This is a genomic window from Ruania zhangjianzhongii (assembly GCF_008000995.1).
GTDB lineage: Bacteria > Actinomycetota > Actinomycetes > Actinomycetales > Beutenbergiaceae > Ruania > Ruania zhangjianzhongii.
Genome location: NZ_CP042828.1, coordinates 4,394,970 through 4,414,721 on the forward strand (window position 1 = coordinate 4,394,970; position 19,752 = coordinate 4,414,721).

The 19,752-nt window shown below is 70.0% G+C and carries 16 protein-coding genes; 10 read left to right on the forward strand and 6 right to left on the reverse strand.

Features of this window, described 5'->3' with window-relative positions:
- Positions 1 to 11 precede the first annotated feature (11 nt).
- From FU260_RS20300 to FU260_RS20315, 4 genes are all read left to right on the forward strand, one after another.
- A complete protein-coding gene (locus tag FU260_RS20300) occupies positions 12 to 1,367 on the forward strand; it encodes a hypothetical protein (protein WP_147918696.1) in 1,356 nt (451 codons plus the stop codon).
- A 10-nt stretch (positions 1,368 to 1,377) separates the two neighbouring features.
- Complete coding sequence (locus tag FU260_RS20305) at positions 1,378 to 2,712, forward strand: PQQ-binding-like beta-propeller repeat protein (RefSeq protein ID WP_147918697.1); 1,335 nt, start codon at positions 1,378 to 1,380, stop codon at positions 2,710 to 2,712.
- A gap of 79 nt (positions 2,713 to 2,791) precedes the next feature.
- Positions 2,792 to 4,108, forward strand: a complete 1,317-nt coding sequence (locus tag FU260_RS20310; protein WP_147918698.1) for an outer membrane protein assembly factor BamB family protein — start codon at positions 2,792 to 2,794, stop codon at positions 4,106 to 4,108.
- An 82-nt stretch (positions 4,109 to 4,190) separates the two neighbouring features.
- A complete protein-coding gene (locus tag FU260_RS20315; RefSeq protein ID WP_147918699.1) occupies positions 4,191 to 5,567 on the forward strand; it encodes an outer membrane protein assembly factor BamB family protein in 1,377 nt (458 codons plus the stop codon).
- A 73-nt stretch (positions 5,568 to 5,640) separates the two neighbouring features.
- Here FU260_RS20315 and FU260_RS20320 read toward each other — a convergent pair whose 3' ends face one another.
- The 4 genes from FU260_RS20320 to FU260_RS20335 all read right to left on the reverse strand — a co-directional run bounded on the left by FU260_RS20320 (position 5,641) and on the right by FU260_RS20335 (position 9,785).
- Positions 5,641 to 5,829, reverse strand: coding sequence for a PemK family protein (locus tag FU260_RS20320; protein ID WP_147918700.1), 189 nt, complete (start codon positions 5,827 to 5,829; stop codon positions 5,641 to 5,643).
- Positions 5,830 to 5,885: 56 nt separating this feature from the next.
- A complete protein-coding gene (locus FU260_RS20325) occupies positions 5,886 to 8,060 on the reverse strand; it encodes an FAD-binding protein (RefSeq protein WP_147918701.1) in 2,175 nt (724 codons plus the stop codon).
- Positions 8,061 to 8,150: 90 nt separating this feature from the next.
- The gene (locus tag FU260_RS20330) at positions 8,151 to 8,960 is read right to left on the reverse strand and encodes a 3-ketoacyl-ACP reductase (RefSeq protein ID WP_147918702.1); all 810 of its coding nucleotides are present in this window, start codon (positions 8,958 to 8,960) and stop codon (positions 8,151 to 8,153) included.
- A gap of 243 nt (positions 8,961 to 9,203) precedes the next feature.
- Complete coding sequence (locus tag FU260_RS20335) at positions 9,204 to 9,785, reverse strand: DUF488 domain-containing protein (RefSeq protein WP_147918703.1); 582 nt, start codon at positions 9,783 to 9,785, stop codon at positions 9,204 to 9,206.
- A 64-nt stretch (positions 9,786 to 9,849) separates the two neighbouring features.
- Here FU260_RS20335 and FU260_RS20340 point away from each other — a divergent pair, with 64 nt between their 5' ends.
- Positions 9,850 to 10,206, forward strand: a complete 357-nt coding sequence (locus FU260_RS20340; RefSeq protein ID WP_147918704.1) for a hypothetical protein — start codon at positions 9,850 to 9,852, stop codon at positions 10,204 to 10,206.
- A 63-nt stretch (positions 10,207 to 10,269) separates the two neighbouring features.
- Here the strand turns inward: FU260_RS20340 and FU260_RS20345 are convergent, their stop codons facing one another.
- On the reverse strand, positions 10,270 to 11,307 hold the full coding sequence (locus FU260_RS20345; RefSeq protein ID WP_168211880.1) for an SGNH/GDSL hydrolase family protein: 1,038 nt from the start codon (positions 11,305 to 11,307) through the stop codon (positions 10,270 to 10,272).
- A gap of 140 nt (positions 11,308 to 11,447) precedes the next feature.
- Complete coding sequence (locus FU260_RS20350) at positions 11,448 to 11,801, reverse strand: L-rhamnose mutarotase (RefSeq protein ID WP_147918706.1); 354 nt, start codon at positions 11,799 to 11,801, stop codon at positions 11,448 to 11,450.
- Between the two features lie 243 nt (positions 11,802 to 12,044).
- On the opposite strand from FU260_RS20350, the gene FU260_RS20355 reads away from it, so the two are divergent.
- The 5 genes from FU260_RS20355 to FU260_RS20375 all read left to right on the forward strand — a co-directional run bounded on the left by FU260_RS20355 (position 12,045) and on the right by FU260_RS20375 (position 19,748).
- Positions 12,045 to 13,244 carry an alpha-L-fucosidase gene (locus tag FU260_RS20355; protein WP_147918707.1) on the forward strand — a complete coding sequence of 400 codons (1,200 nt, stop codon included), beginning with the start codon at positions 12,045 to 12,047 and terminating at the stop codon, positions 13,242 to 13,244.
- Positions 13,245 to 13,356: 112 nt separating this feature from the next.
- Positions 13,357 to 14,592: an MFS transporter gene (locus FU260_RS20360; RefSeq protein ID WP_168211881.1), complete on the forward strand. Its 1,236-nt coding sequence runs from the start codon at positions 13,357 to 13,359 to the stop codon at positions 14,590 to 14,592.
- Entirely contained in the window at positions 14,592 to 15,344 is a 753-nt protein-coding gene (locus FU260_RS20365) for a TSUP family transporter (protein ID WP_147918708.1), read from the forward strand. Before FU260_RS20360 ends, FU260_RS20365 begins: the two co-directional genes overlap by 1 nt.
- Before the next feature lie 165 nt (positions 15,345 to 15,509).
- Entirely contained in the window at positions 15,510 to 18,083 is a 2,574-nt protein-coding gene (locus FU260_RS20370) for a penicillin acylase family protein (RefSeq protein WP_168211882.1), read from the forward strand.
- 129 nt (positions 18,084 to 18,212) lie between these two features.
- Complete coding sequence (locus FU260_RS20375; protein WP_147918710.1) at positions 18,213 to 19,748, forward strand: SLC13 family permease; 1,536 nt, start codon at positions 18,213 to 18,215, stop codon at positions 19,746 to 19,748.
- The last annotated feature ends 4 nt before the right edge of the window (positions 19,749 to 19,752 follow it).

Genomic DNA, 19,752 nt, shown 5'->3' on the forward strand with positions numbered 1-19,752 from the left:
ATCATGGCTCCATGTCGAAGGGGCCGGTGGAGGAGTTCGCGCTCGACGGCGCAGGCTCACCGGAGGGTGAGAGTTCCGCTGGCCCTGACTCCAGCGGCCAGGGCCCTGCCGGGCCGGATCGCCGACGGCGGGTCTCACCGGGCTGGCGGCACCGTCCTGGGTTATGGGTCGCCCTGGCGGTAGTGCTGGTCGTGGTCGGGGCCGCGGTCTCACCCCAGGGTGAGCCCTTGGAGCCACGACCACCGGACACCGCCTGGACCGCATCCACCGAACCCGGCCGCGCACCCGGCATCTGGGTGCTCGGCGATCGGCCGGTGATCGCCGCCGCCGACGGGCTGACCGCCTTCGACCCGGCCACCGGAGAGCCTGCCTGGACCGTCGATCTGGATGACCCCGCCTGCACCGCCACCACCGACGCACTCACCTGCACGCACGGCGAAGGCGAGGACGCCAGCATCGCCACGATCGACCCAGCCGGCGAAGCTACCGAACAACCCTTCCCGGGAGCCGACGTGGCCGCCACTGCCGGCGAGGACCTCATCGTCGGCGGCGGCGCAACGGACGGTGAACCATGGATCGGCCGGTACACGGTGACCGGCTCCGGGTCACCGGCCCAGGTGTGGCGCTACGAGCCCGAGGTCCCCAGCGAGCCGGCGGTCCGCTTCTCTGCTGCGACCGTCAGCCAAGGGGTGGCCACCGTATTCACTGAGCCGGACCGCCAGGCGGAGTCAGGGCCACTGGGCAACTTCGTCATCCCTATCGCCGCGGCGGTCGGAACGGGCGAGGCGATGCCGGCGATAGTGCAAACCTTCGGTAGGGTCTCCATCTCCTTCCCCGGGACCGAGGGTGTGGAAATGGGTCGGCAGGTATCACCTCTCTCCGGGCCGGAGCCCGCCATCCCCGGGTATCCCGACGCAGTGTTCACCTCGGTCGGAGTACTCGACACCGTTGGCGGCGAGCCGATCCTTGAATACGTGGGGGACCCACTGATGGCGATCGGCAACGACATCATCTATGTCGGCCCGGATCCCGACGCTGCGCCGTTCTCGGAAGAGAGCGTGGAGGTGGCGATACGAGTCGAACGCGTGGACATCGGCACCGGAGAGTCGCAGTGGCAGTTGGACCGCGACCAGGTGCTGGGCTGTCCGTGCCCCGCCTCCACCGACACCTTGGTCCTGGCGGCCTCCGAATTCACCAACAACGAGTTTCCTGAGATCAACCCGGTGGGGCTGCTGGGCATCGACCCGGAGACCGGCCGGCACCACTGGACCCTGCCGATCAGCACCACCCCGGACGCGATCGCCGCCGGCCCGAATCACGTGTACCTGCTGACCGATGGCATCCTCACCGCCTACGAGAACCGATGAGCAGCAGCTGATGAGGTCGCGGCACACAGAGGAGTTCGCGCTCGACGACGCAGGCGCCCCGGATGACGAAAGTTCCGCTGGCCCTGACTCCAGCGGGCAGGGCCCTGCCGGGCCGGATCGCCGACGGCGGCTCTCACCGGGCTGGCGGCACCGTCCTGGGTTATGGGTCGCCCTGGCGGTAGTGCTGGTCGTGGTCGGGGCCGCGGTCTCACCTCAGGGTGAGCCCCTGGAGCCACGACCACCGGACACCGCCTGGACCGCCTCGGCAGACCCCGGCCGGGCACCCGGCGTCTGGGTGCTCGGCGTTCGGCCGGTGATCGCCGCCGCCGACGGCCTGACCGCCTTCGACCCAGACACCGGAGAGCCTGCCTGGAGCGTCGATCTGGACGACCCCGCCTGCACCGCCACCACCGACGCACTCACCTGCGTCCACGGCGAAGGTGAGGACGCCAGCATCGCCACGATCGACCCAGGCGGCGAAGCTACCGAACAACCCTTCCCGGGCGCCGACATCGCCGTCAGCGTCGGCGGGGACCTCATCGTCGGCGGCGGTCTGGGTGGCAACCCCTGGCTCGGCCGGTACACCACCGGAGAGGATCCACCCGCCGAAGTGTGGCGGTACCAGCCGGAGTACCCGATCGACCGCTCGGAACGGTGGACTGGTGCCACCGTCAGCCAGGGAGTCGCCACCGTGTTCAGCAATGACGCCACCAGTTCCGGCGGCCCGGCGCTCGACCTTGCTGCCGAGGTCGAGACCGGCGAGAGCCGGCCCGCCGTGGTGCAGCGGCTCGGTGGCTTCGCGGTGAGCAACGTGGGCCGGACCTCGGCGGAGTGGCAGCAGCAGGCGCCGCCCTTGGCCGGGCCAGGCCCCGAGGTGCCCGGTCACCCTGATCTGGTCTTCACCGTGGACGGTGCGCGGGACCGGCCCAGCGGTGAGCTCATCCTCTCCTATACCGGGTTGCCGCTCCTGGCTCTCGGCGACGATCTGATCTATGCCGGTACGCCACCCGGCATGCGGGCAGAGCTGACCGGTCCGGACGAGATCGCCGTCCAGCTCGAACGGGTGGACGTGCGCAGCGGAGAGTCACTGTGGCGCCTGGAACGCCACAGCTACCTGACCTGCCCCTGTGCCACCAGCGGCGACACCCTCGCACTCGTTGCGGCCGCCTTCGAGCCGGGCGAGTCCTTCACCGCCATCCCGCAGGCACTGCTCGGCATCGACTCCGACACTGGCCAGCACCGCTGGTCACTGCCGCTGCACACAGTCCCGGACGGGGTCGCCGCCGGCTCCCGCCAGGTCTACGTCCTGACCGATGGCACGTTGACCGCCTACGCCGGTCACTGAGCGGCCGCCCGCGGACCGGCTCGCTCGAACCCTGGTGAATCCGACTGTCCGCCCCGCAGTTCTACGGCAGGATAGTGGAGTGACGAAGGGGCCAGTCGAGGAGTTCACCGTCGGTGGTGGCGAGATGGACTGGAGCCCCAGCGCCGAAGACGGCAACCTCGAACCTGCGCGGCGACCATGGCGAGGTCCGGTGGCCTGGGTGAGTTGCGCCGTCGTGCTGGTCCTGATCGGCATGGTGCTCGCCCGGCCGCTGCAGATCGGCACTGAACCCTGGGGAGCCGTTGCGGACATCACCTCGACTCCGCGGGAGGCCTGGTCGCTGCCGCTGGAGGAGGAGATCCGCTCGGTGCTGCTCGCCGATGGTGTGCTGGTCGCCGCCGGAGCCCAGAGGGTCCAGGGTCTCGAGCCTGGCAGCGGCGACCAGCTCTGGGAGCTGGCGATGGTCGGCGCCCGCTGCACCACCGACACCGAGAACCTGGTCTGCACCGATACCGCCTCACAGGTGCAGCAGATCGACCCGCACTCCGGGGAGACCACTGCGCTGGACGTGCCGCAGGCGATCGTGGCCACAGTCTCCGGCGGCGACGTCTTCGCCGTCACCCGCGCCGGGCAGGGACAGGTGCAGCGACTGTCCGACGGCGAGGTGCTGTGGTCGACCCCGGTGACCGCCATCGATGACAACGGCCTGTCCAGGTCGGGGCTGACCGTGATCGCGGGACAGGTGCTCACCCCGCTGGTGATGGACCAGGCCGACTTCGGTGCCTCAGGCGCGGTGTTGGATGCGGAGACCGGCGAGCGGTGGGAGGAACACGAGCTGTTCGTCACGCAGCTGAGTGCGGGAGTGTGGCTCGCCAGCCATCGCGACGGCGGCACGATCTTCGTCCACGGAATGGACCAGCCGAGTGAGACTGTCGGAGCGGGCGGCTTCCTGCAGTACGACGACCAGTGGCAGAGCTCGGCGCAGATCGGGACGACCGCGGACAACGAGCTCGGCATCGTGGACCGGGAGAGCGGGGACTGGCTCTGGCACACCGACTACCCCGCCTACCCGATGGCCCGCGCCGGCGGTGTCCTGGTCGCGCTGATCGCGGATGGCCAGACGAGCGCTATCCAGGGGTTGCGGGTCACCACCGGTGAACCACTCTGGCAGCACCCGAACACCTGGCTGATGTGCCCGTGCCTGAGCGACGGCTCGACCTTGGCCGGGCAGTCCTACGAGATCGGCGCCGACGGGTCGACCAGCACAGAGCAGGCCATAATCGTGGGCCTGGACGTCAGCTCCGGCGAACAGGTCTGGAGCCTTCCCCGACCGCAACGGATGCTCGGGATGCTTACCGACGGCCGGCACCTGGTCCTGGCCTCGCCCTGGGAGCTGTCCGGGTGGCGGCTCGGTTGAGCGACGCACCTCCGGTCCGATCCGGGCCGTCGGTGCCAGCCGATCACCTGAGCGTCGCCGAGGAGAGCCGCACAATGGAGGCATGCCACGCCCGCCGTTGATCGAGTTCGCTCTCGACGACGGCGCTCACGGTGCCGGGGACGACTCACCCGGGCCGGGTGCCGGCCGAGAACGGCGGGCACCCGCACCTCCCGGACCAGAGCGCCGGCGAGCGGTCCTGCCCTGGGTGGGCTGCGCCGTCGTACTCATCCTCGTGGGTGTGCTGACCGCCCCACCCCGGCCCTCGGAGGTGGGCCCGTGGGGTCGGGTGGACGACCTCACCACCGACCCGCAGGCTGCCTGGTCCATGGGTGCGGCCGGTGGCGAGATCCGCTCCGCGCTGATCGCGGACGGCATGCTGATCACCGTGCGGGAGTCCGACATCCAGGGCCGCGACCCGAGCACCGGTGAGGTGCAGTGGGCCGAGGAAGCAGACGCGGCCCGGTGCAACACCGACGGCACTGCCCTGGTCTGTGTGGACGCCGACTCCCGGGTGCTGGAGCTGGACGCCGACACCGGCACGGCCACCACCCGGGAGATCCCCGATGCCCTGCTCGCCACCCGGGCCGAGGGCGGCCTGTTCGTCCTCACCACCGGCGAGCGACCCGCGCTGCAGCGCTTCGCCGACGGGCACTCGCTCTGGAGCACCCCCGTGCACATCGACCGCGGCCCGGTGCCGTTCGGGGAGGAGCTGACAGTGCTCGCCGGCCACGTGCTCACCACCTCGGCCACACCGGCCGGCGAGCGGGCGGAGAGCCACGGTTCCGCCTACGACGCCCGCACCGGCGAGTGGCTCGGCGAGGGTGGGCCCCATCACCTGGCCCAGGCCGGCCCCGGCGCATGGCAGCTCACCGGGTCCGACGGAGGGCGACTGTTCGTCCGCGGGGCCGACCAGCCGCAGCAGCTCGCGCATGTGCGACTGGGCTACGACGACGCCTGGGATGGACCTGACCAGGTAGCGATCAGCGGTGCGGGGGCCGCCAGCGCGCAGGAGGACGAGGGCCGCGGTGGCGGGGTGCTGGACACCGAGAACGGCCGGTGGCGCTGGTCCACGGAGGAACCGATGGTCCCGGTCGCACGGGTGGATGGTGTGGTGGTGGCGGACACCAGTGCGGCCGGTCTCTCGGCAGTCCAGGGCCGGGACGCCGCCACCGGTGAGGTGCTCTGGCAGCGGGCGGAGACCTGGCTGCGCTGCCCCTGCCTGGCTGACGAGAGCACTCTGGTCGCCGTCGAGGTCGGGTTCGCGCCCGCCACGCTGACCAGGTCCGCGGAGTACGAGGACCTGATCGCCGTGGACGCAGGCACCGGGGAACAGCGCTGGCAGGTCGACCTGTCCGGAGAGACGTTCGCCATCCTCACCGACGGCGAGCACCTGATCACGGTGGCGCCGACGGTCCTCCAGGGCTGGAACCTCGGCTGATGGGCGATTAAGGTCGCGCAACATCGGTCACCGGTGACCGCTTCTACGCGACCTTGACGTCGCTGGCCCGCAGTCAATCCTCCAAGTCGAACGCTTCGTGGAAGGCTCGTGTCAGGTCGCGTTCCTGCTCACCCAGCAACACGCCGAGGGGGCGCAGCAGAGAGTCCCGGGAGATGGTCGCGATGGAGTCCAGGTTGACGACGCAGTCGTGTCCGAGCCCGTTGCGCTGCCCGACGAGCACCTCGCTGCGCAGGCCGCGCACGAAGGTCGCGCGGAAGCGGTCACCGGTGACCGGTGCTGCGCGACCTCAACCGCCGGTCAGTAGACGTTGCCGTGCTCGCGATACTCCCGCCAGACATTCTCGAAGAAGTCGTCATCCTCGGGGATCGGCCGCACCGGGCGCCAACGGAACACCGGCAGACCAGCCGGATCTGCGCCGTCGCGCGCGTGGACCGGAGCGAAGGCCGGCTCGGCGGCCGGCAGCTCGCTCGGCGCCAGCGCACCCACCGCGGCGCCGGCCGCAGCGCCCGGCGCACCCGCGGGCGCTACCCAGCCGGTCTCCTGCACCTGCTCGGCGAGCGCCCCGCCGTCCAGCGTGAACCGGAAGAGCTCGGGCAGATCGAGCTCCTCGGCGGCGTTCTCGCCGTAGCCGACCAGGGGCAGGTCCCCGGCCGGGTCGGTGTACAGCACCGACCCGCGCGAGCGCCCGCCGTGGGCCACGAAGTCGGCCATCGCACTGAGGTAGAGGTAGGCGGTGGTGAGGATGTCCCGGACCAGAAATGTGCGGTTCATCGACCGGCGGGAGGCGGCGTCCGCACTGATCAGATCGGTGTAGCCGGTCAGCCAGGTGTGCACCTGCTCGAGGGCCTCGGCGATGGACTCCGCCGATCGCACCGGCCCGGCCTTGGCGCTCATCAGCTCTTGCACCGCGGTGAGCAGTTCACCGGTGTTGTCCGGGGCACCGGCCGCGGACCGCTCGGCGGCGATCTCGGCGAGCGAGCGGGCTCCGGCCAGCACCGGCGCGGCCGCAGCCGCGAACTCCGCCGCGCCGACCGGGTCCTGGGTCCGCCGGGCGGAGATGAACTGCGCGGCCCGGGTAGCGCCGACCTGCCCGGAGTTCAGCGCCGCGCCGCCGGGTCGGTACACCCCGTGCGCGCCGCCGGCCTCCCCCACCGGGAAGAAACCGGCCACGTTCGACTGCCACCACCCGTCCACGAGCAGCCCGCCGTTGTTGTGCTGGGCGCAGACGTCCACTTCGAGCATCTCGGTTTCCAGGTCCACCTGCGGGTTCTTCTCCAGGTAGAACTGGTAGGCGGGCTCGTTCATCGCCCGGAGCCGCTCGATCGGGGTGCCGAACAGGACGCCCGCCTTCTCCAGGTACTCGTGTGCCTCCGGCGCCAGGGCGCCCGGGTCGAACTCGGGGCGCACCGGGTTGGACCGGAAGTCCAGGAACACCCGCCGCCCGCGCAGCACGGTCTCCCGGTAGACGAGCAGGTCGATCAGGCTGGAGCCGTCCCGGGCCTTGCGCACGTCGAACGGCCACTGGTAGCCCTTGAGGAACACCAGGGACATCAGCCGGCCGTAGTCGGGAATCGCCTCGGTGAGGAACTCCCGCTCGTCGCCACCCTCGGCATCGGTGGAGACGAACCGCGGGACCACCTGCATGTAGGTGCCGGACACGTTCCAGCGCGGTTTGATCGAGGCCAGCCCGAACTGCCACTCGGTGACGTTCTTGCCGTGCACCCCTGCCCGGTAGGCCGCCCCGGAGGCACCCCACTGCCCGTTCGGGAACACCCGGGTGGCGTAGATGCCGGCCGGCCCGCCGGTGGCGTAGACGATGTTCGCGCAGCGCAGCAGCAGGTACGGCGAGCGCTCGCCGTCGTGCGGGACATCGGTGCGCAGCACCAGCAGGCCGACGATCTCGGCCTCGGCGCCCTCGCCGTGCACGATCAGGTCCACCACCCGGCAGTTGTCGTAGATCGGGGTGCCGTTGCGGGCCACCTTCTTCTCCAGCTGCTGCACCATCGAGCGGGAGGTGTACGGGCCCACCGACGTGGCCCGGCGGCGCGGGTCGTGGTCGGTCTTGTACCCGATGAACTCCCCGTACCGGTTCTGCGGGAACGGCACCCCCAGGTCGCACAGCCGCAGGAACGCGCGGGCGGACAGCGCCGCCTCGGCGAGCGCGTTGTCGCCGTCCATCGCCCCGCCGGAGAACAGCGTCTTGGCCATCTCGTGCACCGAGTCGCCGTCCGGGCCGGAGAGGGTGAGCTTGTAGTACGTCTGCTTGTCCGATCCGGCGTTCCGGCTGGCTCCGGCGCCGACCTTGTCGGTCACCATCACCACGTCGGGCTGGCCGAGCTCCCAGAGCCGGTCGGCCGCGCAGAACCCGGCGGAGCCGGTGCCGACCACCACAGTGTTCGCGGTCACCACCGGCACGTCGTGGCCGTCGATCGTCAGCGTCTCGGCTCGGGGAAGGTCCTGGGCGGTGGTCATCGAAGATCTCCTCTGCTGGCTTTCGAGGTCGTCATGTGGGGAGTGCGCTATAGCGCACCCTGGGCATGACGACTCGGGACGGGGCGGGCATCAGAGCCGCGGGATGTGCATACCGCCGTCGACGTTGATGATCTCGCCGGTGGAGTAGGGCATCCGGCCGGCGGAGAGCTGCACGACGGCGCCCGCCACGTCCGCAGGAGTCCCCCATCGGGGCATCGGGGCGAGGCCGCCGGCGAACTGCTCGTCGTACTTGTCCTTGACGCCAGCGGTCATATCGGTGGCGATCACGCCCGGGCGCACCTCGTAGACGAGGATGCCCTCGGGGGCCAGGCGGGCGGCCCAGAGCTGGGTCGCCATCGCCACGCCGGCCTTGGAGATGCAGTACTCCCCCCGGTTGGTGGACACGGTCACTGCCGAGGTGGAGGACACGTTCACGATCGTTCCCCGGATCGACGGCGCAGTCTCGCCCGGCGTAGCCACCTCGCCGGCCTCAGGGGTGGCCGTGGCGGGTGCCTCCTGGGCGATCATCACGTTCGCCACCCGCTGGGTGAGGAAGTACGGACCGCGCAGGTTGATCCCGAGTACCCGGTCGAAGCTCTCCGGCTCCGCCTCCAGGATGTCGGCGCGCACCGAGGGCGCCACGCCAGCGTTGTTCACCAGCAGGTCGATGCGCCCCCAGCGCTCGCGTGCGGCGTCGACGTACCGGGCGTGGTCTTCGAGGTTGTCTACCGAGCCCTGCACGTAGATCACCTCGCCGGCCTGGTTGAGCTCGGCGATCAGCTCGGCCGGCTCGGGCCGGGTGGCCAGGATCGCCACGGCATATCCCTCGGCGAGCAGTCCCTGGGTGATCCCCAGGCCGATCCCGCGGTTTCCACCGGTGACGAGTGCGACCTTGGGCACGTAGAGCTCCTTCGAGTAGAGACGATGGCACCACCGGAGTCATCGCCGCCGGCGGGTTGCCGCGGACGAGTCACGTCCGCTGACGACCCCATCATGCCTGATTCGACCACCTTCGGGCAAGCGCTTTCCGTTACGCTGGGTCTCTCCTCCCGGCGTTCACCGCTTCCACGTGATGATCGACACGAGGTCGCCACCACCGGCCACCGTCCGGACACCGGGTGCGTCGCATCGCCTCCCTGCCCGCTACGCCGGCGAGGACGCAGACAATGGGGGCTGGTCGCCGTCATAGACCACCATCGCCTGCCCGGTGGCGGTCTCCTCCGCTGCCACCAATCGAGCCTCCGGTGTGAGGGGATGGTCCTGGAGCCGCCCGTCGTGCATGAGATGGCGCACCTCGGCCCGCTCCACGAGCACCACGTAGTCCGACAGCAGGCGCCGGTGGCAGCGCCACCACAACGACTCCGAACACATCACCGCACTCTGCCCGGCTGCCGGCTCGGCGAGAGTGGACAGCCCCGCACGGAACTCTTCGGTCTCCATCCAGTCGGCGTAGGCGCGGAAGGACGGGTGCCGCAGCCCCAGGTGCGCCGTCCGCTCGCCGACACCGCGCCGCCGACCGCCGAGGCGCTGCTCCCAGACGTAGTCGACCCCGGCCTGCTCAAGCCACTCGGCCATCGTTTCGCGGCCGAACTGCGGGTTCCGCCGCGAGCCGGGGAATGAGCGCACATCCACGATCCGGGTGATCTCGGCACTGCGGATGAGTGCGAGGAAGTCCTCAGCGGCGAGTGTGCCGTGGCCGAGGGTGAGGAGTCGGCGAGAGGACATGCCACCACACTAGGCCGCGCCATGGCCGGCCGCTCACGCACTCCCCGCACCTATGCTGGAGGCCATGAGTGCGACCGGCGGGCCCGACCCGGCATCCCCGCCAGCTCCGGCGCCGCAGTCCGGCGCGCCCAGGGTCGGCTGGAGCACCGGCCGGGTGATCGCAGCCGTGGCCGCCGGAATCATCGCCCTGCCCCTGTTGGCCGGCCTGTGGCTGGTGGTCTCCTCCACCTTCGGCAGTGGTGACCCGCACGGCTATGCACTGCTCGGCGGCGCCTTCCTCGCGGTCGTCGCCGGCATCCTGCTGGTCTGCCTGGTGCCGTGGATCTTCCCGGCCGCGCTGCGGCTACGCGCCTTCGGGCTGGCGCTCCTCGGCTACCTGGTGCTCGTGGTCGCGGTGGGCTGGGTGCTGGCGAACGGCTAACGCCTGTGGCGGCGCGGCTGAGCTACCTCAGCCGGGGACTCGCGCAGCGCTGAGACTCCCGTGCTAGCTGGCAGGAAGAAGGTCGGCCAGCACCGGTTCCAGCCGGTCGGCCATCCGGGTGAAGCCGAGGTCAGTGGGATGCGAGCTGTCCACTGTGCCCTCGTCGTCATCGCCGAGCAGGTGCTCGTGGCCGAGGTAGAGCAGGTTCGTCCCGCCCTCGGCCCTCAGCTGCTCGAAGGCCGCGGTGAGCTCGGCGCGGGCGGCCGCGTGCGCCGTCTGCCGGTCCGGCCTGATCCAGGAGTTGGTGAGGGTGCGGTCCTCGACCAGCAGTACGGGAGTGTCCGGGCGGCGGGTGCGCAGCGCGCGCAGGAACGGAAGCGCTCGTTCGCGGACCAGGGCGGCGTCCATGTTCGGCACGCAGTCCACCACGTAGACGGCAGCGTCGATCTCGGCGATCAGTTCGGCCAGCGCCGTCTCCATCTTGCCGTTGCCGGAGAATCCAAGCCCGACCACCTCGTGGCCGAGCCGGCGGCCGAGGATCGCCGGCAGGCTCATCCCGGCCCGGGAGGCGGAGGCACCGTGGATGATCGAGGTGCCGTAGTACACGATCGGCGGGAGCGGTTCGGGCTCGACCAGGGTGAGCGTGGCACCGGCGGGCACGCCGAGCTGCACCTCGGCGAGCTCGTTGAACAACGGAAGGTAGAGCCGGTAGCGCCGCCTTCCCGGAGCCAGATTCTCGGCGAGCGCCGCCTCGGACTCCAGCCCGGTCGGAACCCCCACCCCCACCCAGCGCAGCTGGTCAGCGCCGTCGACGCCGTACAGGTCCAGACCGCTGACCGCTGTGGCCGGCATGTGGCCCATGCTGAGCGCATCCTGACGCACCTGCCAGCGCGCGTGGATCTGCGTAGCGTCGGTCTCGACCTCGTGGAACAGGCTCGAGGAGTGCCGGCTCAGCCCCCAGACCACCTCGGGCACTACCGCGCGGGCATGCGCCGGGAGCCGGTCGTAGCGGCGCTCCATCGCCTCCCTCGACCAGCCGCGTGCGTGCGGCTCGCCGAGCGGGTACCAGGTCAGTTCAGCGGTCATTGCTGTGTCCTCCATCGACGGCGATCGTAGAGGAAGCAGGTCACGTCGCCCTGTCTGGATCATCAGTTGGGATGGGAAGGCGCACGATCCTGCCCCGTGCGATCCAGGTGCAGGAACCTGCACTTCTCACTATGGTGCAGATGCGATCGCCGACCCTAGGCAGACGTCGTTGGCAGCCCGGCGGCATCGAGCTGGTCCTCCAGGCTGAAGATCTCCGGCAGCACCTCGAAGCCCTCGTCCGGGTTGCCGGGGTCGACGAAAAACTTCTCCATGCTCGCCTGCCACCGGGTGTTCACCGCGGTGCGGGCCATCGCGGCCTGCGCCGCGTCGTAGTCGTCGGCCTCGAAGTGGCCCACCAGCAGACCGTCCGGGCTGAGGTAGAGGCGGTAGTGCCGCCAGCCGGAATCCCGGAGTGCCTCGAGCATCTCCGGCCAGACGGCGGCGTGTGCGGCCGTGTACTCCGCGAGCGCATCCGGGCGGACCCTGTTGATGAAACAGTAACGGGGCATCAGCGTGCCTCCTTGCGTGGTGTGGTCACGTGCGTCGTCTCCAGCGGGTGGCGAGTCGGGTGGGGGTGTCAGCGTGCGATCACCACGCACACTACGACGACGGCGGCGGCCAGCAGGGCGGACCCGGCCGGATCGCGGACGGAATTCTCGGCGGCGCGGCGCAGATGCCGCGCGAGACGCCGGCGAGCGCGACCGGTGTGATGGGATGACGGCATTCACCCTTCGCCTGACAGGAGCCGACCGATGCCCCATCCAGACTCGCTGCCGACCTGGGCCCAGGATGCGAGCCTCGGAATCTTCGTGCACTGGGGCGCCTACTCCGTGCCGGCATGGGCCGAGACCACCGGGGCTCTTGGCACCGTGCCGGAGGAGACCTGGTTCACCCACAACGCCTACGCCGAGTGGTACGCGAACACGATCCGGATCCCCGGATCACCGGCTGCGGCCCACCACGACACCGTCCACGGCGGCCGCCCCTACCACGCGTTCCTGGACCAGTGGCAGGCGGAGAACTACGACCCGTCCGACTGGGCCCGGCTCTTCCGGGGCGCGGGTGCCGACTACGTCATCCCCGTGACCAAGCACCACGACGGCATCTGCCTCTGGGACGCGCCGGGCAGCCAGACGCCCACCACCGTCGCCGCCGGACCGCGCCGGGACCTGCTCGACCCGCTCGCCCGGGCCACGCGGCAGGCCGGTATGCGGTTCGGCGTCTACTACTCCGGCGGGTTGGACTGGGCGTTCGCCGAGCACCCGCCGATCACCAGGGACGAGGACCTGGACACCCACCGCCCGATCGGCGCCGACTACGCCGCCTACGCGAGTGCTCACGTCGCCGACTTGATCGACCGGTACCGGCCGTCAGTGCTCTGGAACGACATCAACTGGCCGGACGCGGGTAAGGAGGACGGCTCGCTGGAGCGGCTTCTTGTCCACTACCGCGAGGTGGTGCCGGACGGGATCGTGAACGACCGGTGGGGAGCCCCGGTGTGGGACTACCGCACCAGCGAGTACGCCCATGACGTGGCCAACGAGGCGGGGAGCAACTGGGAGCACACCCGCGGTCTCGGCTTCTCCTTCGGGTTCAACCAGGTCGAGGACGCCTCGCTCACCCTCTCCCCGCGTGAGCTCGCCCGGCTGTACGCCGATATCGTCTCCCGCGGTGGCCGACTACTGCTGAACGTCGGGCCGGACGCCTCCGGCCGAATCCCCGAGGTACAGCGCCGCACACTCGAGGGTGTGGGTGAGTTCATGGCTGGAGCCAAGCCGCTCACCACCAGGCGGCGGCCGCTGACCGGTGACGCCGTGACCGTCCGCGGCGCCGACTGGTGGCGGACCTGGAGCCACGGCGACCAGATCGTGGTCGTCGCCGACCGGGAGGACGTGCACGCCCAGTCGGCCGACGGCCGGACGGTGACCGTGCTCGCGCTGCCGCAGGAGTGAGCCAGCGGGTGGCCGGGGCACCGCGCACCGGGAGCGCGGCACGCCCTGACCCAGGACGCCCGCGCCACGCCGGTCGTGCACAGTTTGACGCCGCGAAGAGCAGACTGGACCGGTGAGCGCTCCGCTGGACCCGACCCCGTTCAGGGGGTACCGGTCCGGCGACGCTGAGTATCTGCGGATCACGCTCGCCCTGTTCTTCGCCGGGGTCGCGACCTTCGCGACCCTGTACAGCACGCAGGCGATGCTGCCGGAAATTGCGACCGCGTTCGACATCGCACCCGGCGAGGCGACCCTGTCGCTGTCGGTGGCAACGATCGGACTCGGGCTTGCCCTCCTCATCGCCGGACCCCTCTCCGAGGCCTACGGGCGCACCCGTCTGATCCACCTCTCCCTGACGGCGGCGCCGCTGGTGGGGATCGGCTGCGCGCTCGCCCCGACGTGGGAGGGGCTACTCGGTCTGCGTCTGCTGCAGGGGATCGCACTGGCCGGCCTCCCGGCCGTCGCCACCGCGTATCTGCGAGAGGAGCTACACGCTACGGTGACGGCGCGGGCCGCCGGGCTCTACATCGGCGGCACCGCGCTCGGTGGGATGACCGGGCGCCTGGTCACCGCCGGGATCGGCGAAGCAGCTGGCTGGCAGTGGGCGCTCGGGGCCATCGCCCTGGTCGGGCTCGGCTGTGCGCTCGTGGTCCGGCTGCTGCTGCCCGCCTCCCGGAACTTCACCCCGGTTCAGCCGCGGCTCGGACGACTCGCCGGCCTGATGTGGGGTGCGCTGAAGGATCCGGCGCTGGTGGCGCTGTACGCGATCGGTGGTGGTGGCATGGGGGCGTTCGTGGCCGCCTACAACGCCCTCAGCTTCCGACTCGTGGCCGAGCCGTTCGGGCTTGGTCTGGGAGCAGTCGGACTCGTCTTTCTGGTCTACCCGGTCGGGACGATCGGCTCGATCGCCGCCGGACGGCTCGCAGGCGTGTTCTCGCGCCGGACGGTGATGCCGATCGCGAGCCTCGTCCTGGCCGCCGGACTGCTCCTGACCGTGCCCGACAACCTGGTCGCGATTATTCTCGGCCTCGCAGTCATGACCGGTGGCTTCTTCGCGGTCCATGGTGTCGCGAGTGGCTGGGTCCCGGTCCGGGCGCACGCGGCGGGGATCGCACCCGGCCCGGCGGCCTCGGTGTACCTCTTCGCCTATTACCTCGGGTCGTCGGTGTTCGGCAGCGTCGCCGGTCTCGTCTGGTCCGGGGGACACTGGACCGGCGTCCTCACGCTCACCCTGACGCTGACCGGGATCGTCATCGTGCTGTCACTGCTGCTGCGCAGGACCCGGCCACGAGGGGAGGGAGCACGCTGATGGACCTCGCGATCCCGCTGGTGATCGCAGCCGTCCTGTTCGGCGTGACGCTCCAGCGCACCAGTGGCATGGGCACCGGTCTCGCGCTCTCGCCGGCCCTGACGCTCACGGTCGGCCCGGTCTCGGGCATTCTGCTGACCAACATGACGACGGTGGTCTCCGCCCTCTTCCTCATCGTCGCGGTCCGGGCTGACATCGACTGGCACCGCTATCTGCGCATCGCCCCGGCGGCTCTGGTGGGGTCCGTGCCGGCGGCGCTGCTGGTCCACTCCGCCGGTTCCGGGTGGCTCGAGGTCATCATCGGTGCGACCCTGATCCTCTCCCTCGCGGTGATCTCGCTGCTGCCGCGCCTGCCGGAGGTACCGCCGGTGCGGGCAGGCCTCGCGGCCGGGGTGCTGGGCGGCTTCCTCAATACCAGCGTCGGTGTCGCCGCTGCTGTGCTGCTCGCCTACGCGCACGTGACCCGGTGGGAGCAGCGGTCGTTCGCCGCGACGCTACAGCCGATCTTCCTCACCATGGGGCTGGTGTCGCTGCTGACGAAGACGCTGGTGGGCGCCGCTGGAGACGGAGCGGCGCCACCGTGGTATCTCATCGTCGCCGCCATCGGGTCTGTGCCTCTCGGTGTCGTCATCGGGGGGCGGGTCGCCGCCAGGGTCACTGCCGCGGCGGCGCGGCGTGTCGCCGTCGTCGTGGTCATCCTCGGGGCCACGGTCACCCTCGTCCGGGGACTAGCGAACGTGGTCGCTGGCTGAGGCGGCTGCCTGGCCGCGCCATCGCGTCGCGTCATTGACCCGCCCATAGGGTCCTGATAGTTTCCCCAAATCCGAATAATGATGCCCGGATGCTCGAGTAATGATGCCGGGGATGCAAAAGCAGCGGGGGCTTGCATCACAATTCGCATTGGGGGAACGATCTGCATGACCAAGAGCGACCATTTCCGTCCCAGCCGCCGCCACTTTCTCACCGGAACCGGAGCACTCGCCGCCGCGGCGGTCGCGCCGTCGGTCACGGCTGGCTCCGCCTCCGCCGCCCCAGCACCAGCGGCTCCAGCAACGGAAGGCACCCCCGACCGCGTCTACCGTGTGGACGGTTTGAGCGGATCCGCCGAGATCCGGGTAGACGGCGCGGGAGTGCCGCACATCGCGGCAGAGGAGCACTACGACGCGTTCTTCGCGCAGGGATTCAATGCGGCTCGGGACCGGCTGTTCCAGATCGACCTCTGGCGAAAGCGCGGCCTCGGGCGACTTGCAGCGAGCTTCGGCCCGGCCTTCGTCGACCAGGACGCAGCAAACCGGCGATTCATGTACCGCGGCTCGATGAGTGAGGAGTGGTTGGCCTACGGCAGTGACGCCCGCCGCATCGCACAGTCCTACGCGGCCGGTATCAACGCCTACATCGCCGCGGCCGAGCAGGATACGAGCCTGCTGCCGTGGGAGTTCGAGTTCCTGGACTACCGACCGGAGAACTGGGAGCCCGAGGACGTCGTGCGGGTACGCAGTCACGCGATTGCCGGCAACCTGACCAGCGAGGTCGAGCGCGCATACTTCGTGCGGGACTTCGGGTTCCAGTACGAGGACATCCGCTCCCCCCTTGCCGCCGGGTGGCAGACGGCGCTACCGGAGGGGTTGAACCTCGACCTCCTCCCCGATGATCCCGAGGACCTGCTCTTGGTCTACCGCCTCGCCACGGCCGGCGTGGAGCTGCGGGAGGAGGACCTGGAGGCGGTGGAGTTCGGTTCGCCCACCCTCCGTGGGCACACCGTGCAGCGCGGGGAGGCCGCGAGCAACGCGCACTCCGCCCCAGGCCAGGGGACGGGCGACGGCGCCGGCACCCAGTCCCCCTTCCGCCGCCCGGCGGAGGGGTCGAACACCTGGGCGGTGGCCCCGCAGCACACGGCGACCGACGGACCGCTGATCGCGAGCGACCCGCACCGAGGACAGGGAGTGCCGTCGCTGCGGTACATCGCGCACCTCAGTGCCCCGGGAATGAACGTCATCGGCGCGGGTGAGCCGGGGCTCCCTGGCGTTTCCCTGGGGCACAACGAGAACATCGCCTTCGGCCTCACGATCTTCGACATCGATCAGGAAGATCTCTACGTCTACGAGACCAATCCGGAGAACCCCACCGAGTACCGCTATCAGGACCGGTGGGAGCCGATGGAGACGGAGGAGGTCGAGATCGAGGTCCGGGGCGGCGACCCGGTCGTCGTGGCGCTGAAGTTCACCCGGCACGGCCCGGTGATCTACGAGGACGAGGAGCGCAACGTCGCCTTCGCGGTGCGTACGGCGTGGAGCGCACCCGGCACCGGAGCGTACTTCGGCAGCGTCGAGTACATGCGGGCCCAGAACTGGGACGAGTTTCTGGCGGCGATGAATCGCTGGGGCGCACCCGGTGAGAACCAGCAGTACGCCGATGTCGAGGGCAATATCGGCTGGAAGCCCGGCGGCAAGACTCCCGTGCGGGAGAACTGGGACGGCCTCCTGCCGGTGCCGGGCGACGGCCGGTATGAGTGGGACGGCTTCTACTCCATGGACAAGCTGCCGGTGAACGTCAACCCGGATCGGGGCTGGCTGCAGACCAACAACGAGATGCGTCTGTTCGACGACTTCGAGAACGGCCCGCAGGACGAGTACGTGCAGCGCAAGATCGGGTTCGAAGCACTGCAGACCGCGCGGGCCACCCGCACCCGAGAGCTCCTTGCTGAGGTGCAGGACGCCACCGTGCAGAGCATGAACGAGCTGTGGCGCGACCGGCTCTCGGTCCCGGCGCGCAGCATCATCGCCGAGCTCGGCAGCATCGCGACCGACGATCAGGAGGTGCAGCAGGCGATCGCCCTGCTCCGGGACTGGGACTACCAGATGAGCAACGACTCGGCCGCGGCGGCCCTGTTCGATGTGTGGACCGCACTGCACGGCGCGCCCGGCGTCGGGGAAGGATTCCTCGGCCAGGCGCTGGTCAGCGCGGCCGTGGACGATCCACAGGCGGCGGAGCGGATCGGTGTCCCGCACGAGACTCTGGTGCCCGAGATGGTCGCGAACCCCGAGGACTGGTTCACCGGAGACGTCGTAGCCAAGCGCGACCAGGCGGTCGTGACCAGCCTGCGCCACGCCGTCGACAAGCTGACCGAGGATCAGGGGGACGATCCCAGCCAGTGGCGGTACGGCGCCTACAACCAACAAGAGCTTCGGCACGCGCTCTCGGACCTGGTGGACTTCCGCACCCGCCGGCAGATCGACATCGGGCCGGAGGAACGCTTCGTCGTCAACAACACCATCGCCGACGAAGGCGCCTCGTGGCGGTACATCGCTGAACCGGGAAACTGGGATCAGGCCATTGCCATGAACAACCCGGGTCAGTCGGGGGACCCCGAGAGCCCCTACTACGGCAACCTGTTCACCCCCTGGGCCGCAGGAGAGACGTTCCCGCTGCACTTCAGCGAAGATGCCGTCCGCGAGAACACCGAGCTGCTGATCTGGCTCCGGCCGTCGTGAGATCAGCCCCGGCGTGGCAGCTGGGGGCCGGGCACCCGCTGCGGCCTGCTGAAACGCCGGGGGTCACAGGCCCGACCGATCCGTGAAACTGGCCGATAACGTGCTGTAGGGCGCAAAGGAGACCCATCCATGTCGAGCAACGAGTCGACCGAGACAACGACCCGAGACGAGGGACAGAACCAGGCGGGTCCGGAGGAGAGCACGTCGCTGCGGCGCAACCGGATCGGGCTCGTCCTCGGCCCGGTTCTGGCGGTCCTCGTGTTCTTGGCCCTGCCCGACTCCCTCTCCACCGCGGGGGCGGCTACGGCCGCCATCGCCATCCTGATGGCCATCTGGTGGATGACCGAGGCGATCCCGATCCCGGCCACGGCGCTGCTCCCGCTGGTGCTGTTCCCGTTGTTCGGTGTCGCACCCATCGAAGACGTGGCCGCGCCGTACGCGAACGACATCATCTTCCTGTTCATGGGCGGCTTCGTGCTGGCCCTGGCGATGCAGCGCTGGGAGCTGCACCGCCGAATCGCGCTGCGGATCGTCTCCGCGGTCGGGACCAGTCCGACCCGGCTGGTCGGCGGATTCATGCTGGCCACTGCGTTCGTGACGATGTGGGTGTCCAACACCGCCACCGCCGTGATGATGCTCCCCATCGGACTGTCGGTGCTGGTGCTCGTGCAGGAGCAGGGCAAAGGCAAGGGGGACACCAACTTCGCCACCGCCCTGATGCTCGGGATCGCCTACGCCTCCTCGATCGGCTCCGTCGCCACCCTGATCGGCACCCCGCCGAACGCACTGATGGCCGGCTACCTCTCCGCGGACCACGGCATCGAGATCGGATTCGGACAGTGGATGCTGGTCGGCGCGCCGCTCGCCGCGGTCTTCCTCGTCCTGGCGTGGATCGTCCTCACCAAGGTCATCTTCCGCCCGAGGATCAAGGAGATCGCCGGCGGGCGGGAGCTGATCCGCGCTGAACTGCACAAGCTCGGCTCCATGTCGCGGGGCGAGAAGATCGTCGCCGTCGTCTTCGTCGTCGCCGCCCTGTCCTGGGTATTCATCCCGTTCCTCGCGGACACGGAGAGCATCGGCGGCGCGCTCCCGTGGCTGGCGAACATTTCGGACGCCGGCATCGCGATGGCGGTCGCTGTGGTGCTGTTCCTCATCCCGGTCGAACCGAAACGCGGCATCGCCGTGATCGACTGGGACAGCGCGGCCAAGCTCCCGTGGGGAATCCTGCTGCTGTTCGGCGGCGGGCTGAGTCTGTCCGCGATGTTTACCGCCACCGGCCTCAGCGAGTGGATCGGCGACCAGGTCGGCTTCCTCGATGGTGTTCCCACCTGGGTGCTGGTCGCCGCTGTGGCCGCCGTCGTCCTGCTGCTGACCGAGCTCACCAGCAACACGGCAACGGCCGCTACCTTCCTGCCCATCATGGGCGGGGTCGCCGTCGGCCTCGACCTGAGCGTCCTGACGCTGGTGATCCCGACCGCCCTGGCAGCGACCTTCGCGTTCATGTTGCCCGTAGCGACGCCGCCGAACGCGATCGCGTTCGGCTCCGGCTACGTGAAGATCGGCCAGATGGTCCGCGGCGGTGGGTTGCTCAACGTGATCGGCCTGGTCCTGACCATGATCGCGATGTACACGCTGGCCCCACTGGTGTTCAACGTGACGCTCTGATCCC